The organism is Methanocellales archaeon, assembly GCA_028715985.1.
GTDB lineage: Archaea > Halobacteriota > UBA148 > UBA148 > UBA148 > UBA148.
In genome coordinates this window covers 225,224-242,076 of record JAQUQR010000001.1, presented here as the reverse complement: position 1 = coordinate 242,076, position 16,853 = coordinate 225,224, and the positions used below count along the sequence as shown (strand labels likewise).

19 protein-coding genes and 1 pseudogene are annotated in these 16,853 nt (G+C 39.3%); 10 read left to right on the top strand and 10 right to left on the bottom strand.

Translation table 11 applies throughout. From position 1 onward, the window contains the following. Positions 1 to 3 precede the first annotated feature (3 nt). Positions 4 to 1,446: an NAD(P)H-hydrate dehydratase gene (locus PHI74_01490; GenBank protein ID MDD5484689.1), complete on the bottom strand. Its 1,443-nt coding sequence runs from the start codon at positions 1,444 to 1,446 to the stop codon at positions 4 to 6. Between the two features lie 119 nt (positions 1,447 to 1,565). On the opposite strand from PHI74_01490, the gene PHI74_01485 reads away from it, so the two are divergent. Both PHI74_01485 and PHI74_01480 read left to right on the top strand, forming a co-directional pair. Next, a complete protein-coding gene (locus PHI74_01485) occupies positions 1,566 to 1,907 on the top strand; it encodes a nascent polypeptide-associated complex protein (GenBank protein MDD5484688.1) in 342 nt (113 codons plus the stop codon). Beyond that, on the top strand, positions 1,907 to 2,650 hold the full coding sequence (locus PHI74_01480; GenBank protein ID MDD5484687.1) for a methyltransferase domain-containing protein: 744 nt from the start codon (positions 1,907 to 1,909) through the stop codon (positions 2,648 to 2,650). Before PHI74_01485 ends, PHI74_01480 begins: the two co-directional genes overlap by 1 nt. 6 nt (positions 2,651 to 2,656) lie before the next feature. On the opposite strand, the gene PHI74_01475 is transcribed toward PHI74_01480, so the two are convergent. From PHI74_01475 to PHI74_01455, 5 genes are all read right to left on the bottom strand, one after another. Next, positions 2,657 to 3,439 carry a slipin family protein gene (locus PHI74_01475; protein ID MDD5484686.1) on the bottom strand — a complete coding sequence of 261 codons (783 nt, stop codon included), beginning with the start codon at positions 3,437 to 3,439 and terminating at the stop codon, positions 2,657 to 2,659. Then, positions 3,423 to 4,682 (bottom strand): nodulation protein NfeD, encoded by a 1,260-nt coding sequence (locus tag PHI74_01470; protein MDD5484685.1) that lies wholly within the window; start codon positions 4,680 to 4,682, stop codon positions 3,423 to 3,425. Before PHI74_01470 ends, PHI74_01475 begins: the two co-directional genes overlap by 17 nt. A gap of 285 nt (positions 4,683 to 4,967) precedes the next feature. Then, complete coding sequence (locus PHI74_01465) at positions 4,968 to 5,315, bottom strand: DUF4389 domain-containing protein (protein ID MDD5484684.1); 348 nt, start codon at positions 5,313 to 5,315, stop codon at positions 4,968 to 4,970. Between the two features lie 125 nt (positions 5,316 to 5,440). Beyond that, on the bottom strand, positions 5,441 to 6,322 hold the full coding sequence (locus PHI74_01460) for a hypothetical protein (GenBank protein MDD5484683.1): 882 nt from the start codon (positions 6,320 to 6,322) through the stop codon (positions 5,441 to 5,443). A gap of 197 nt (positions 6,323 to 6,519) precedes the next feature. Beyond that, on the bottom strand, positions 6,520 to 7,629 hold the full coding sequence (locus tag PHI74_01455) for a GTP-binding protein (GenBank protein ID MDD5484682.1): 1,110 nt from the start codon (positions 7,627 to 7,629) through the stop codon (positions 6,520 to 6,522). Between the two features lie 145 nt (positions 7,630 to 7,774). Between PHI74_01455 and PHI74_01450 the strand changes: the two genes are divergently transcribed. Together PHI74_01450 and PHI74_01445 are read left to right on the top strand one after the other, a co-directional pair. Then, on the top strand, positions 7,775 to 8,221 hold the full coding sequence (locus tag PHI74_01450) for an RDD family protein (protein MDD5484681.1): 447 nt from the start codon (positions 7,775 to 7,777) through the stop codon (positions 8,219 to 8,221). Positions 8,222 to 8,253: 32 nt separating this feature from the next. Next, the gene (locus PHI74_01445) at positions 8,254 to 8,382 is read left to right on the top strand and encodes a hypothetical protein (protein ID MDD5484680.1); all 129 of its coding nucleotides are present in this window, start codon (positions 8,254 to 8,256) and stop codon (positions 8,380 to 8,382) included. Positions 8,383 to 8,391: 9 nt separating this feature from the next. Here the strand turns inward: PHI74_01445 and PHI74_01440 are convergent, their stop codons facing one another. Both PHI74_01440 and PHI74_01435 read right to left on the bottom strand, forming a co-directional pair. Further along, positions 8,392 to 8,646 (bottom strand): type II toxin-antitoxin system RelE/ParE family toxin, encoded by a 255-nt coding sequence (locus PHI74_01440; protein MDD5484679.1) that lies wholly within the window; start codon positions 8,644 to 8,646, stop codon positions 8,392 to 8,394. Then, a complete protein-coding gene (locus tag PHI74_01435; protein MDD5484678.1) occupies positions 8,643 to 8,861 on the bottom strand; it encodes a hypothetical protein in 219 nt (72 codons plus the stop codon). The genes PHI74_01440 and PHI74_01435 overlap by 4 nt, the downstream gene beginning before the upstream one ends. Before the next feature lie 464 nt (positions 8,862 to 9,325). Between PHI74_01435 and PHI74_01430 the strand changes: the two genes are divergently transcribed. Beyond that, complete coding sequence (locus PHI74_01430; GenBank protein ID MDD5484677.1) at positions 9,326 to 9,910, top strand: hypothetical protein; 585 nt, start codon at positions 9,326 to 9,328, stop codon at positions 9,908 to 9,910. A 307-nt stretch (positions 9,911 to 10,217) separates the two neighbouring features. Here PHI74_01430 and PHI74_01425 read toward each other — a convergent pair. Beyond that, a pseudogene (locus tag PHI74_01425) lies at positions 10,218 to 10,586 on the bottom strand (DDE-type integrase/transposase/recombinase). 25 nt (positions 10,587 to 10,611) lie between these two features. Next, complete coding sequence (locus PHI74_01420; protein ID MDD5484676.1) at positions 10,612 to 11,442, bottom strand: transposase; 831 nt, start codon at positions 11,440 to 11,442, stop codon at positions 10,612 to 10,614. 107 nt (positions 11,443 to 11,549) lie between these two features. On the opposite strand from PHI74_01420, the gene PHI74_01415 reads away from it, so the two are divergent. The 5 genes from PHI74_01415 (at position 11,550) to PHI74_01395 (ending at position 16,668) form a co-directional block, all read left to right on the top strand. Further along, the gene (locus tag PHI74_01415; GenBank protein MDD5484675.1) at positions 11,550 to 11,708 is read left to right on the top strand and encodes a hypothetical protein; all 159 of its coding nucleotides are present in this window, start codon (positions 11,550 to 11,552) and stop codon (positions 11,706 to 11,708) included. A gap of 54 nt (positions 11,709 to 11,762) precedes the next feature. Continuing rightward, on the top strand, positions 11,763 to 12,707 hold the full coding sequence (locus PHI74_01410; GenBank protein MDD5484674.1) for a hypothetical protein: 945 nt from the start codon (positions 11,763 to 11,765) through the stop codon (positions 12,705 to 12,707). Between the two features lie 94 nt (positions 12,708 to 12,801). After that, positions 12,802 to 13,083, top strand: a complete 282-nt coding sequence (locus PHI74_01405) for a hypothetical protein (protein MDD5484673.1) — start codon at positions 12,802 to 12,804, stop codon at positions 13,081 to 13,083. Between the two features lie 170 nt (positions 13,084 to 13,253). After that, positions 13,254 to 13,691, top strand: coding sequence for a hypothetical protein (locus PHI74_01400; protein ID MDD5484672.1), 438 nt, complete (start codon positions 13,254 to 13,256; stop codon positions 13,689 to 13,691). A 241-nt stretch (positions 13,692 to 13,932) separates the two neighbouring features. Then, complete coding sequence (locus PHI74_01395) at positions 13,933 to 16,668, top strand: N-6 DNA methylase (protein ID MDD5484671.1); 2,736 nt, start codon at positions 13,933 to 13,935, stop codon at positions 16,666 to 16,668. Positions 16,669 to 16,853: the final 185 nt, after the last annotated feature.

Here is a 16,853-nt window from a genome sequence, read left to right as displayed (position 1 = left end):
GTATCAATCCCCCATTGCCTTTGGGATATTTTCTATTACATCCGTCGCCAATAGCCCAAATCCGTACTTCTCAAATGCAATGTCTCCTGCCCTGCCATTTATGAAAGCTCCTGCGACAGCCGCTTCCAATGCATTATTTTTAGCATATATTGCTCCCACGAGGCCTGCCAGCACATCACCCGTTCCACCGACGGTCATACCCGCATTACCGGTTCTGTTCATTTTCAGAGAGGTTCCATCCGATATTAGGTCTGTTTTCCCTTTTAACAGTACTACGACTTTTTTTTCCTGAGCAAATTTCTTGACCAGATCAGATTTCTTCCTGCCCTTTAGGTTCTCTGCCCTGCACAATGATTTGAACTCCCCTGCATGGGGGGTTATAATACCCCCTTTCAATGGAAACTCTAATGCACTCAAAGCATCTGCATCGACCACAATCTTTTTACACAAAGGGATGACAGCTCTGATCGCCCCTTGTGTCAACTCGCTCCTGCCCAATCCCATTCCAATCACCACAACGTCATGCCTTAATATCAATTCGTTTATGATCGGTACATCCCCAAGGACTAGGACGTCGGACGTAAGGGGCGAGACGATTAGGTTTGGCGAGAAGGATGCGATGATGTCTGCAACACTAAGAGGTGCGGCAACTGTTACAATATCTGCTCCCGTTCGAAGCGCTGCTAATGCAGCCAATGCAGGAGCACCACTGTATACGCCACCACCTATGACCAATATGCGCCCATTATCTCCTTTATGACTGTGGGCATCTCTCGTTTTAAGCAGTCGAAGGTCTCCGGGTCCTGCAAACAATTCCGCATCTTTTGGAATGCCGATGTCTACAACCTTCACATTTGGAGCGTTTAATAGCCCCCTCTTCATCTTATGGAAGGTAAGGATTACATCCGGATGAACCATTTTCTCGCCCATGCCAGTATCTGGGTCCATTCCACTTGGCACATCCACCGAAATCACAAAAGCGCTGGAAGAATTGATTAAATCGATCGTGGTAGACTCCAGCTCTCTAATTTTTCCATGAACACCTGTGCCAAATATTGCATCGATGATAACGTCCGAATTCACTATGCAAGCATCATCAATATCGTCTGGGCTGCGTGTCTCCCTTAGAGCTATTCCAGTGTTTTGTAGTTTGTCCCAATGTATCTTTGCCTCTTTGGACTTTATCTCTCCAGCACGGCCAAGCAGGATCACATGGACGTTAAATCCCTCAAGATAGCGGGCAGCGACAAGTGCGTCCCCTCCATTGTTACCCCTTCCAGCAAATATCGTAACATTGCCCTTGGTAAGTCGCTCCCTTACCGTAGATGCGATTGCTCTGCCTGCATTTTCCATTAGCTCTAAACGCGAAATGCCAAGATAAGCCGCATTAAGGTCTATTGCATTCATCTGCCGTGATGTGATTGCTTCGATCATAGACATAGACATTACATTACAATCTCCCATCTGGAAACCCTATAAGGTTTATGTTTTGTTTTTACATAACATATACCATACCATATATACCATGCATATGTAAGCGATATAGAAATAAAAAAGGTGATATCATGTTTCCAGGAATGAGAGGGATGAACCCGCAAAAATTGAAACAAATGATGAAACAAATGGGGATCGACATAAAGGAAATTGAGGGCGTAGAAGAGGTCATCATTCGAACTGCGGATAGTGAAATTGTTTTCCGTGATGCAGATGTCACGATCATGGACGCCAGGGGGGTAAAAACCTACCAAATAGCTGGGACACCAGAAGAGCATCCTCGCGAGGAAATACCTGAGGCTGATGTTCAGCTTGTGATCGAGCAGACGGGCGTCAGTGAGACGGAAGCCAAAGCTGCGTTAAAAGAGGTCAAAGGAGATCTGGCAGAAGCGATAATGAACTTAAAAAAGTGATGGCTGTGTTAACTGGAGATATAGTATTACTCAAAGGTAAAAAGCGGGAGTTTTTAGTAGAAGTTTCAGAGGGGGAATTGCACACGGACCTTGGCATCGTTCGGCTGAAAGAGCTGATGGGAAGGGGATATGGGGATTCCGTCGTTACACATTTAGGTCATGGTTTCGTGATCCAAAAGCCTAGGACTATAGACTTTTTCAGACATTGCAAGCGCGTAGGGGCACCGATGATACCAAAAGATATCGGAATCATCATCGCTTACACGGGTCTTAGCAAAGAGGATGAGGTGCTCGATGCAGGGACCGGCTCCGGTATACTCGCCATCTATCTGGGCAGCATCGCAAGCAAGGTGATTACCTATGAGAAGAACGCTGAGTTTGTCAAAATCGCCAGAAAAAACATCTGTGCTACTGGACTAAAAAACGTCGAAGTGAGACATGGAGACATCCTATCGGAAGCCCCACACCTAAAGGAAAAGTTCGATGTCATTACATTGGATATGATGGATGCATCTCAGGTGGTACCCTTTACAAAAAATATGTTGAAGCCAAGTGGCTTCTTGGTAACATACTCTCCTTTCTTTGAACAAAGCAAAGACATAAGAGAGGCGATGGGAAAAGACTTCTCAGAGGTCCGAACCCTCGAATGCATGGAGAGAGAGATAAACTTCGCAAAAGGACGAACTCGGCCGAGCACACGCGCAGTTGGACACACCGGATTTATCACGATAGCGAGATTGTAATTGAGTTCATTTTTCTTTTTTATTTTTAGGCCCCAGGGCCTTCATGAGCTCTATTGGCAATGGGATAACAACTGTGGTCGCCTTTTCTGATGTGGCATCTGCTATAGTCTGCAAAGTTCGGATGAACAAGCCCCCTTCTTGTTCACTCAGAATTTTAGCTGCTTCTGCCACTTTTTGGGCAGCCTGCATCTCTCCTTCGGCATGGGTTACCCTCGCCCTTCTGTTTCGCTCTGCCTCTGCCTGAGATGCCATCGCTCTTCTCATTTCTTGGGGCAACTCTACATCTTTTATCTCGACAGCGGTGACCTTGATTCCCCATGGATCCGTCGCCTCATCGACGATGGTCTGTAATCGCTTGTTTAGCTTCTCCCTCTCTGATAGTAATTCATCCAGCTCAGTTTGACCTATCACGCCTCTCAACGTTGTCACCGCCATCTGGGAGGTCGCATAATGATAGCTCTCCACTTCTGTTACAGCCTTCTCTGGGTCCATTATCCTGTAATATACAACCGCATTTACCCTTGTTGTGACGTTGTCCTTTGTGATCACTTCCTGAGGTGGAACATCGAAAGTTACCGTTCTTAGGTCTGTCCTAACCATCGCCTCAAATATGGGTATGACGAAAAACAGCCCAGGACCTCTTGCACCCACGAGTCTGCCCAGCCTGAATATTACCCCCCTCTCATATTCTTTCACGATCTTGATAGCTGAGGACAAAAACAACAGCAATAAAAGTACGATACCATATGTTACTACTTCGAGCCCAGGCATTTCAATCACTTTCACCATTGACTTTTCTCAATATTAAAGTTAATCCCCTGCGATCTACGATTTTCGCTTTTTCCCCGCTCTTTATCCCATCCTTGGATTCCGCTCTCCATATCTCTCCCTTTATCTTAACGAGGCCTACGGGGTCTATATCAGAATATGCCTCACATGTCAACCCGATCAGTCCTTCTGAGCCAGTGGTAGGCTTCATTCTCCTCGTTTTTATCACCGCACCAACTCCAAATATGAAAAACGCTGCAGAGGCACTGGCCATGCCAATCACTACCAATCGGAACGTTCTGAACCATACTTCTGAAAGTAAAGGCTCTTGTGGTAGCATTAGCGCCCCCAGTACGAGGCAAACGACGCCGCCAAAAGTCAAGATACCATAAGTGGGCGTGAGCATCTCTGCGATGAATAGTGTAACTGCAGCGATGATTAGGATTATGCCAAATACACCTACTTCAAATGTTCCAAGACCATACAATGCCAAGATGAGGCAGATGGCACCTATTGTCTCTGGCACATATGTTCCAGGCGACATGAAACCAAACATAATTCCATATATTCCCACTAGAAGTAATATGAAGGCTATTTGGGGATTGCTGAGCAGATCGATGATACCGTCACGTAGCTCCCCTTCCTGAGTATATATTTCAGCACCCGTCATGTTCATTTGATCAAGTAGGTCAGGAACGTCTTCCGCAATTATGTCCACAATGCCTTTTTCCAGCGCTTCATTAGAAGTTATAGCCAAATTCTCAGTGACGAATCTCTCCGCGATATCAACCGGTCTACCATTTTCTTCAGCTATGCCCTTCATATAGGCTGTCAGAAAATTTATCGTTTTATTATCGGCAGGCTTGGTCTCTCCCATTGGATCTGATGTCACAGGCATGCAAGCACCACACGTAGTTCCAGGCGACATCACTGCCACATCCCCTGAAAGCAGGATATAGGTCCCTGCCGATGCAGCGATAGCACCCTCGGGCGATACATAGGTTATAACCTGGATGGGGGAGTTGTCTATGGACTTCACTATATCCATCGTCGCATCTACCAGCCCACCAGGTGTATCGAGCTTGATCAAAATCGCAGATGCGCCAATACGCGATGCATCCTTTATCCCGTTCTCCACACGAAGAGCGGTGCCTGCGGTTACCATACCCTCGATCTCAATGACATATACCTTCTCAGTAGCTGCACCCGCAATGCTTGACGTCAAAAGCAGCATCAGAAAGATTAGCAAAAACCACTTTTTCATGGTGCCTCAAAACATATCATATGGTTACCAGACAGGTTAAGGTTTTCCCATTCATTACTTGCTTGTATCAAAAATCCAGAACAAATGCTTAATTTTGACTTATCTTAGATGGAATCGATTTGTGAATTTTATAACGCGCCAGATTAAAAGCGTTAACACAACATACATAAAATGATCGGAAATCATCTGATGTGAAACCGTCCCACAGCATATCCACTAACCTTACTTTTTATCGCCAATGTTATTCCTTTTGTCCAATTTCACTCAATGGCTATCTATAGCTATTTATTGTTCGGTGTGTTCTTTGGAGAGGTTCATATATTCTCTTTCGTATATCTCACTCTTCTTTGGCATTATCCCTGGTCGCTTGTCAGTCATCCAGTAAAAATAGCCTATCACATGCACAACATATTCAAGGTAGCCTTTAATGAAGAGGGCTAATCCCTCGCTTCTGCGACCGAGTATCAATATCACAAACCACTGGATAGCCAGGCATATCTCAGCGATAAATCCGTACACCACTAATACGATGTAAATAGCAATCGAATAAACGATCCTAATGAAAAGCTCTAATCGACTTGCATCGCGCTCGTAAACAAATAGCTGTTTCAATTCACCAGATTCTCCAACCATGATCCGTCACCTCCTTTAATTTTATTTGCTCATCCATATGCACGCAGATGCAACCGCTTCACCACCAAATAAAATTTGGGGGCATCCCACGAACCTTTGGATGAGATCTTCATACATTAGGGTATCTAAGTCTGCTTAACTAATTCATCTGATCCGATACTTATTGAAGTATTAAGGTATAATCTGCTCCACCATATGACTGCCAAGGGGGAAATTATGATAACTGATATAGCCGTGCCGATTATCCATCCAACGTAGGGTATAGAATTAACAAAAGTTGAAACTGCCGTTATCGCAAACACGATAAGCCAGATCAAAAAGACATCAACTTTGTTGTCCATAAAAAACCTAAAACCTTTTTTCACGCCTTCTACTGCTCTAAGGTCTTCTATAACAATGGCATACCGTGATGGGGCAAAAATTATACTAATAATCATAACATAAATACCCATAGCCAAAAATCCCAATCCAAATAGTGTCACTAACGGTAAAACCTCAGCCAGGGGTAGGTTTATTCCAGATATAATCACATCCCAAAAAGATAAAACACCAGGAATAATGAAAATAACACCTGCAAAAGCTATCAAACCAATGATTAGGTTAGCAAAGAAAATATCTATGAATTTTCTGCTTCCGTAATCTTTCATGTCCGATAGATTCGTTTGACCACTTTTTATAGCCTCTTTAGCCATGCCAATTGCGCCTGCGGTGAAAAACGAACTCACCAGTAACCCTAAGATTATGGTAATGATAATAGCAGCTATAATTATGCTCAGGCTTCGAAGTATTTGAGGTAGAAGCTGTGAAATAAGATGGGGTGATATTTCATCAGGCGGATTGGTGAGATACGGAACAAATGACGGAATCGTCGCTAAGATAGCGCTGCCTAAGATTATAAGTGCCAATGCAGAGGATATTACCAAATCAAACACAAATGGAAGACAGATGTTCAAATTCTTCTGCCATTTGTCAAATCCGTCACTTATTATGCTGCCAGTATCTTCCACCATTGTTATGCAGTTATACATTTCTCATCATAAATATACTTTGGTCATCTAAAATCCAGCCCCAATCCCACATATTAGATTTGAAAAAAGAGGGCAACCAAACGTATTTAAAGATGCAATATAGCAAAACTGTGCCTTATAAAATGAACTTTAATTCCATTATTTTATCCCTACATTCCTGAATGCTTGCTCAAAAATTATTTCCATATGATTATTGTCAAAACGTCCTCATCTTTTAATGTATGGTCTAATCCAACCTTTTGACCAGCATGTTTTGCAGAAGAGCCCCAAATCAACGCATATCTAAATTTCTCCCGAAAATCGCGATGAAGCTTTTTACAAGCATCCTCTACTAGGTCATCTTCTTTCAATATCAAAGGTTTATCATAATCGGCTTCCCCCCCACTAGGTTTCAAATATATCCTGACTATTTTCAGTCGAGAAAAGATGGCTTCTCTAAGTTCATCCAAGCCATCACCATTTTTAGCAGATATTGTTAATACGTCCAGACCTTTCGCCCTTATTTTTTTTATATTTTCATCCAAAATTTCCTTGATTACAAGGTCTTTTTTATTTATAACGACCACGGCTTGCATATATGCTCTGTTTTTAGAAAAGGAATCGATTAATTGGTCCTCAGAAATGTCCTCACGTATAATGATGTCTGCACTCGTCACAAACTCGGAGGCAATCGATTTTATAGTATCTTCATTTAGATGTGTAAGGGCAGTCGTAGAATTTACTTTAATTCCGCCACTATCTTTTCTTGTAGTAAAAACACCTGGGCTATTTTGATTTAACCGCAAACCAGCATCATATAATTCTTTCTCAATTATTTCAAGATGTCCTAAGTACCGCACATCGACCATTAACAATAACAAATCAACATTTCGAATAGCAGACAAAACTTCTTTTCCCCGACCCTTACCTTTTGATGCACCTGTAATAAGACCCGGTAAATCCAAAAACTGAATATCTGCCCCTTTATATTTCATTACACCAGGAATTGCTTCCAATGTGGTGAAATCGTAATCGCCTATTTTACTAGAAGCCCCGGTTAATTGATTTAAAAGAGTGCTTTTGCCGGTGTTTGGAAAACCTACGAGGCCCACGACAGCATCACCAGATTTCTTAATCGAAAACCCTTTGCCTTTAGGGCCTTTGCTTTGTCTTTTCTCTGCTTCTTCTTTAAGTCTTGCAATTTTAGACTTGAGCTTACCGATATGGTGTTCAGTAGCCTTATTCTTCTGTGTCTTGAAAATTTCGTCTTCTAAAGCTTTGATCTTTTGCTCTATCTTGGAATCCATGACCATATCATTATCCAATGCGAATATACATACGTTTACAGTATAAAAACAAGTAGCATACATATATATAACCATTTAACAGACTTTGGTGATTATTTAAATAAAAAGAGTGAAAAGTAAGTTATCTGTAGAAAAAGGTGAGGAAATGGAGACGATACATTTGGCTAAGTGGGGAAGCAGATTCTGGGCGTGGGTTATTGATATACTGTTGGTGAGCGCTTTTTCAAACATCGTTACAACTTCTTTAGGATTTCCTTGGGACTTTGACCCTATCAACATGAAAAGTTTCGGAGTTAGCAGTGTATTGATTTTTGCCTATTGGACTTTGTTTGAAGGATATAAGGGCCAATCTGTGGGAAAAATGGCATTGAACCTAAAAGTTACAGATCGGAAAGGGGAGAAGATAGGTTTCGGAGTTGCCGCATTAGAAAGTTTTGGCAAGGCCTTTATTCTGCCATTGGATTGTCTTATCGGCTGGTTGGCAATGCCCAATAGCAAACTACGTCTCTTTAATAGGATGTCCAACACCATCGTTATCAGAACAAAATATGAAGAGCCCGAAGGGGTAAAGTACGTCAAAGAAAAGGAGTAGTTTTGGTTTAGTGGGACGTTCGATGTGTTGTATTGTATAGTACAACGTTTCTCGGATATGCTACGTTGCCGATCACGATAGAGCGGGGCATCCCGAAGGGAGATGGAGGGATATCAGCGTGTTATCCGAGTGTGTTAGCACCAGAATTCGAGAGAGTTTGATTTGGGCGCCTATCTGCCATATATGTTCTTCCTGTGCCCCACTTTTAAAACCAGAATCTGGAGTTCTTTATTATCGATATCCATTATGATCCTATAATTTCCCACACGCAACTTGTACCCCGGATCTCCAACGAGTTTAGTCACGTATTTCTCAGGCCTTATTCTAATCCTTTCTAGGGCCGCAATTATTCTCTCTTGAGCATTTCTTTCCATTTTTTGGAGCTGCTCAAGCGCCTTGTCTGAGAAAATGATACCATAGATCATAATCCCAGCTCTTTCTTGACTTCCCTCAATGTACAGGACTTGCCTGCCTTGATCTCAGCCCTAGCCTGTTCTATCTCCATTTTTGTCTGTTCGCTTAGCTCTTGAGAATCTTCCAGCAGACCCCAGATTACTTCCTCATAGGTTTCTTTGTCAAAAAATTTCATTTTAATAAGTTCTTTTTGCAGGTCTTCACTTATTTGAATGGAAGTTGTCATGACACAACACCATAGCGCATAATAGTTCACTATAGTATAAATAATTTTCTTCAGTTCACGCCCAAATCAACGTATGCGATTTAACGAAGTCGATGAAGCCGATTTGAGTGGAGCGATGTACAACCGAGTAGAACCGTTAAATCGCTGTTATGCTCTCTGACCGAAGGGAAGACGAAATTTTAGTGCAACGATGCTAAAGGCAAAAAATGTAAAGTTAAAGCGGACTTTGATACCCTTAACCACCCCCTAAATAGCAGATTGTCGCCTAAATAAAAAGGAAAAACTTCGTATATCCAACCACAAAAAAGAAAACCAAATTTTCTACTGAAAGTTCTGTCTAACATAGGATAAACGATTACGCTTTAGTTTATCCAAATTTTTTCCAAGACGAAAAGTTGTGGTTGTTTAAAACGTAGTCTTTTTAAATAACAGAAAGTAACTAATAGTTATTATGGCAAATTATTATGGCAATCATAATCACAAAAAATGGAAAAGAAGCAAAAAAGATAGAGAAATCTGACTTTGAAAAAGAAGATTATTTACAAAAGTTTATTTACGAAAATCCTGAAAGCATACCGTTATACGACATTAAAGAAAATATTCAACTTTTAGTTTTATGCAGAGAGTTTTCAACAAATAGTGGTCCTGTAGACGCATTAGGTATTGATAGTGAAGGGAACATTTATTTAGTTGAAATAAAATTATATAAAAATCCAGATAAGCGATTAGTGGTTGCACAAGTTTTGGATTACGGAGCTTCATTATGGAAAAATTACAACTTTGAAGATTTTATTAGTCAGATTAATTCTTTTCTTAATAAAAAACTTAATATCAATTTAAATCGAAGAATAGAAGAATTCTTCGGTTTAGATGAAGAAGAGGTAAATGGTATAATAGAAGGTATCTCTCTAAATTTAAAAAAAGGAAATTTTAAGTTTGTTGTTCTAATGGATAAACTACATCAGCAATTGAAAGATTTGATTATTTATTTAAATCAAAATAGGGTACCGTTGAATCCTTCGGTTGGTGTTCAAAAATCTCAGTGTTGACTGTCGATTGGTGAATCTGTCGGTTGGTAAAACAAAAAGTAAAAATTAACGAAGTTCTTCCTTCATCTTCTGAGTATTTTTATACACTAATCTACTGGCAACTTTTCTAGAGTCGGGGTCATGTAAATATTCTATATGCCTACTACATCGCCACAGAGTTTCACCTGTTTTCACATCAATCACTTTTGCTAAGAAGGCTAATCTATTACACTTACTACAACGACCAAAAAATTCATCCCTCGGGTTATCTTCAACTTTATATCGTATCCCCCTATCAAAAAGGGTTGGTTTTTATCCATTAATAATATTACTGAGCACCGTTTCTAACACGGTGCTCAACCGCCATCTCTATCAATCCTTTCCACTTATTCTGTCCTAAATCCAAGTCAATCCCAGCTCTCAATGCTGGTGTATCTCCGTCTAGTGCTTCATGGGGTCTGATGAAGTTGTAGTAGTGCTTGAAACCGTTCATCAAAACCTGTGCGGATTCAGCGTTTTCCAGTCCCCTCATTATCCTTTCCCTTTCCCTTACCGTAGAGTGAAATCTTTCGACCTTGTTGTTTATCCTTTTATCTCTCAGACTGGCACAACGGACATGTTTAGTCTCTCTTTTGCGAGTATAGAATTCTTTTTTAAACGCTCTTTGATATGCTTGAAACCCATCGGTTACAACGAATTCAGGCTTTTTATTGGCTTATCTTTTAGCTCCTTTGAAAAAGCTTACTAGCCTCTTTGATATTCCGCTTCTTAGTGATTAAGTTAGTAAGCAAAAACCGTGTTTCAGAATCCATGACATTCCAGAGCCAATTCCACTTATAACCGTCTTGTTTTCGCACACCGTCTTTGACTTTGATTTGCATTTCATCCGTATGCCAGACATTTGATACCTCTGGCTTGAGGGTTGAAACGTAGTCCTCAATGATGTCCGTGTATTTCTTCAGCCATTTGCTTATAGTGCTGTGGTCAGTATCTATCCCTTTGAACTGCTTAAGATGATCTGCTATCTTACGGGTCGAAGTCCCCTTAAAAAATAAGTCCAAAGATAAGGTGATTATCTCAGGGCTGAACTTCATGTTATTGAAGCCTGTGTATCCATCCTCAAAGCTGAAAGTCCTACCGCAAACATGGCACAGGTAGCGAGTTTTATGTCCCATCTTGGTTTTGCGTGTGCCATACTTAATCAAATTAGCTGAATGGCAATATACACAGGTGTTAGGCATCTCAAGGACTTCTGGAATCTCTAGGCTCTTCATCATCTCGCTGTCTGGGTGATACATCGTTTCTCTTAATTCTAGCCAGAATTGAATTGCATATATGTGTTTACATGTGACCCTTCGATAGAAGTGGTCTGGACATGAGCATGTCCAACCATCAATCGAATTCATGACAGTGTAAATCTCCTCATTGGTGCGAGAGGGCACGTTAAAAACGCCTTCACTCAATACCGTTGGCTCAAAGCCATTTTCTACCATGTTTTGACCCCTTAGCAGTCGGTGGTCTTGGATTTGTGTATCCATCGTTTTTGTATCCATTTTTATTCACCTCTTATTACTTACTTTGCTAAGTATACTTAGATAAGTAATGGTATATAAACCTTTCTTAGAAAACCTTATATCATATAAGTTTACTTACATAAGTAATGGTGGCAGAAATAGAGATTACAGTAAAGGGTTATAGATGTGAGCGTTGTGGGCATGAGTGGATACCTCGTAAGAAACCAAGGCAATGCCCTAAGTGTAAATCAGCCTATTGGGATGTGCCAAAGAGAGAAATAATTTTTATTAACTCCAAATCTTGAAGAAAAAGATATAATATACACTAGACTATAGTGGTATAATAAGGATAAGTGAATATGCCAACTCAAAAGAAAACAATAAAAATTGAAATAAAAACAAAAGATGATAAGAAAGTCCCTGTGACTTTGGCAGTAGATGTTTTTCAAAGAATTCAAAATATCCTCTATAGTGTCAGCGATCATCTAAAGGGTAATCCATTCAGACCTAAAGGAGATTTTCCGTCCGATGTAAAAGAGGAATGTAGTTTAGTATTTTCAAATATAGCATTGGGAAGTATGTCTGCAGAATTGCAATTATCTAAATCCCAAATGGGTTTATTAGGCTTGGATACTTGTGGCGAAAAAGCACTCGAAAAAACAAATGAAATAATAGAAACAATATCTATTGAAGATGAACCTGAGGAGGACTTATTAAAAATCATTGACAGTCCTAAAAGATTGAATAGAATAGTTAGAGAATTGGATCAAATTTGGCCTGAAGAGACTGCAAAATATAACATCTCATTTGCATATAAACAAAGAAAACGTGACTTTCATCCAAACAGAAAACCAATAATTAAATTCTTATTATCTCATCCGATAGAAGAATATGAAAAAGAAATGCAAGGACGAATAATTGAGTTTAGAGTTGATCACAAACGTCAATTTGAGATAGATACACCAGAAGATATAATTAAAGGAAAATACTCACCAGAGATTGAAGATTATGTAATCCAGCATATTGGGGGTTTAGTTCAAGTGAGAGGTTTAATGTCGGTTGTAAATAAACAACATATTTTTGAAATTAAAGATGAAAACGCAATTGAAGAAATAAACGCAATTCCAATTCCGAATTTTTTATTGGATAATAAATTAGTAGAGTTCAAACAACCACTATCTATTAAAATTGAATTTGAGAGTGAGCAATATATCCTATCAAACGATGAATTAAAACTTTTAGTTATTGCTAAGAACATTAAAGATGGTCTAAACGAGATTAAGGAAGAACTGAAAGATATATAGAACGACTATGTTTTTGCTAGAGAAGAAGAATTAAGTGATGACGCTATAAACTTTGGAAAATATCTATTATCTTTAATTAAGTAGGGGGGATTAATTGACATCTTACAAACCACATGAGATTGAAAAAGCATTAAATAAAAAGGGATTTAAGGAGAACGGGTCACATCATAAAAAATATACTTTATATGTAGGTAGAAAGAGAACATCGATATACACATTTATTTCACATGGGTCCAAAACAGAGTACAATGACAGTCTTTTAAGTAAAATGAAAAACCATTTATGCCTATCAAAACAAGAATTAGAGCTACTTATTGATTGCCCTTTAGACAAAGATGGATATACAAAACTTTTAGCTGAAAAAGGCAGAATATAATTTTTTATAAGAAATTTTTTATCAAGAAAATTACTATTCTTCATCAACCGCAATTTTCACCAACCGTAATTTCAACGGTGAAAAATTGAAACCAACCGAAGGATTCACCAGTACCGAAATTGAAAAATTTTAAATACATCAATCTCCATACAAAAATGAGGTGTTTGACAATGGAGGCAGAGAAAAAAGATATCCCAGAAGAAGGTGAAGCCCCAGAAGAGCTTTACTATTCTGGTGATGAGTATTACTGGCTGAAAGTGGAGGATGGAAACCTGAGAATGGGTTTTACTCCCGTGGGTGCAGAAGTTCATGGAATAAGAACCATAACAATTAAACCCATAGGGACTTACCTTGTCAAAGGGGCCTCTTTTGCCGGATATATGGGGACTCTTGCAGGTGGTTTATTTATGCCTATCTCAGGAACAATAACTGATTTCAATCGTGATCTAAAAAGTAAGCCTCAATTAATCAATAGTGACCCTGAAAATAGTGGGTGGCTCATCAAAATTCAACCTTCAAAGTTTGAGGAGGAAGTTGAAGAGTTAATAAAAGTCACCCCAGAGAAACCTTCTGAAAACGAAACTGAGGAAGAAGAACCAGAAAACTAAATGCGGTGAATTTCGGACGGTTTTAGCCCTATCAACCGAAGATTTCGGGGTCTTAATCTGATAGAAAACTTCGGTTGTTTCTATTTAAATCTGGGGGTCTATTGTCTAATCTATTCTATTATCTACGATTCCCTGCCCCTATATCATTTGTTTTTGGGAATTAGGGCGATATTTTTGGCAATGTATATTTAAGGGGTTGAAGATAGTAGATAAAAACATAAAATCTCAAAGAGAGAAATAAATGCCCTACACAAAAGAGCAATCAAAGAAAGAAATCAGTAAGTTAATTGAAAAATACGAGAGGATTAACGCAGAAGGAAAGATAAAGCAATACAACGAAGAGATGACTAAAAAAGATTTCATTCTTCCTCTTTTTGAAGCATTAGGTTGGGATGTTTACAACAAAAAAGCCGATGAGGTAACTGCCGAAGAAAAGGCATCTAAGGGACGGGTTGATTATGCTTTTAGAATCAACGGAATGCCTAAGTTATTCGTGGAAGCCAAATCATTAAAGGTCGATTTAGACCTGCCAAAGTGGGCAAATCAAGCAATTAACTACGCATGGTATAAAACCGTCTTTTGGGCTGTTCTCACGGATTTTGAGGGGATTAAGGTATTTAACGCCGAGGTTAAAAGTACGTATCCATTACAATGCATGCTTTTCTCGCTGAGTTATCGGCAATATCTAGAGCGGTTCGATCAGTTATGGCTGTTGTCCAGAGAAAGTTTAGAGCAGGGGCTGCTGGACAAAGAGGCTGAAAAGTGGGGTAAAAAACTGAGGAAAGTCCCTGTTGACAAACAGCTTTTGGACGACTTCACCAGATGGAGAGAGTTGCTTTCCAAAGACATCTTAAAACTGAATCCAGATAAACACCTTACAGAAGAAGACCTTGACGAGTCGGTGCAAAGAATTCTGGACAGGTTGATATTCATCAGAAGTTGTGAAGATCGGGAACTTGAACCGAAGGTCTTGATGTCAGATTTGCGAGAATGGGCGGACAAGGGGAAAGGTGCATTAGTCAAAAGAGTTCGGGAGCGTTTTGTATATTTCAATGATACATACGATAGCGAATTATTCAGAAAGCATTTATGCGATGATTTGGAGATAAACGACGAAGTTTTAAGCGATATCATCTATGGCTTACACAAAACCAAAGATATGGGCATTCCTTATGATTTTTCTGCAATTGACGCTGACGTTCTGGGTACTATCTACGAGCAATATTTGGGGCACTTGTTAAAGAAGACCCCAAAGAGGGCAAAATTAGAGGCGAAAAAAGCGCACAGAAAAGAGCAGGGCATTTATTATACGCCTACTTACATCGTTGACTACATCGTTAGAAACACACTAGGCGAGCTATTAAAAGATAAAAAGCTGGATGTCGAGAACATCAAGATTCTCGATCCTGCTTGTGGTAGCGGCTCTTTTCTGATTAAATCCTTTGATGTCTTAAACGAATACTGGTCAAAGAAAAATAAATATGATCAAACGGAGCTGGACACCGAAACAGGTGCACCATTCACTAGAAAAGTCAAAATTCTGAAAAACAACATTTTTGGCGTTGACTTAGACCCAAAGGCTGTGGAGATTGCGCGCCTAAATCTTTTGCTGAAGATTGCAGAGAAAAAACAGAGATTGCCCTTATTACAGGAAAGCATCAAATGCGGTAATTCCCTAATCGATGACCCAGATGTAGCAGGAGATAGAGCCTTCAAATGGGAAGAGGAATTTTCAGAAATAATGGAAGAGGGTGGATTTGATGTTGTGATTGGGAATCCACCTTATATTGATTCAGAAGAAATGACAAGAACCCAACCAGAACTAAGAGAAGCATATAGTAAAATTTATTCCACTTCTAAAGGAAATTGGGACATCTTTTGCATCTTTATAGAAAAAGGGCTGAAGTTATTAAAAAATGGTGGTTTCTTTGGAATGATTGTTCCAAATAAACTATTATCGGCCGATTACGCAATAGAAATTAGAAAACTTCTACAAAAATACAAAATTATAGCAATAAGAGACTACTCAACAATTTCAGTCTTTCAAGCGAGTGTTTATCCAATAGTCATTATAATACAAAAAGAAACTCCAAGGAAAAATAAATTTTCTGCTGAGTTAATGGGGGTTGACAACGATAGCACAAAAACAATTTTCAGCAAGAAAATAGAACAAGAATATTTAAAGAAAACACCACAAAATACATGGGCATATATTTTTGAAGAATCTGGCGAGAAGATCATCGACAAAATTTTATCCAATTCATCATTTTTAAGTGAATTGGCAGATGTATCTGGTGCTGCGACGGTGTCAGAAGCGTATGAACTAAAAGAATTAATCGAAGAATTATCAAATCAAAAAATATATTTCAAGTTTATTAATACTGGGACTATTGATAGATACTCTTCCTTATGGGACTTCCGCAAAACAGGATATATTAAAGCTTCTTATAAAAGACCAATTATTCTAAAGGAAAATTTAAAGAAATTCTCAAATAAGCGGTACGAAGAAGCTTTGCAAAGTAAAATAATTATCGCCGGTATGGTTAAAAGATTAGAATGTTTTTTGGACTTTGGTAATTATCTGGCTGGGAAATCTACTACGATCGTAACATCAAATAAGATTGATCTCAAGTTGATTTTAGCAACTTTAAATAGCAAATTGATGACTTTTGTTTACGCAAATTTATTCAAATCATTATCTTTAAGTGGGGGCTACATGAGGGTGGGCCCTCCACAAATCAGGAGTTTACCAATCAAACAAATTCCAGAATCTCAAAAATCGTCATTCATTAAACTCGTTGATGAGATGCTCTCACTCAACAAACGCCTCAATGAACTCAAAGATAAACGAACGGATGAGAAATACAAAATCGAAGAAGAGATAAGGAAAACAGACGCCGAGATTGACAAATTGGTTTATGAATTATATGGGTTAACGGATGAGGAGATTACGGTTGTTGAAGAGACATCTACGTAAAACGTTCAATCAGCAAATCCAAATATCTGCGAAAGGCATAGATAGGATTAAAGGTTCTCCTTGTTAGGTTGTATCTTAACTCGTTCGTGTCCGCCAGAGATTGAAACTCGGAACTACGGTTTTCAACTGAAACGTTTATTTATGCCCAATAAGTTAACAGTGTCTATAGAACTTGGGGTTTTTAT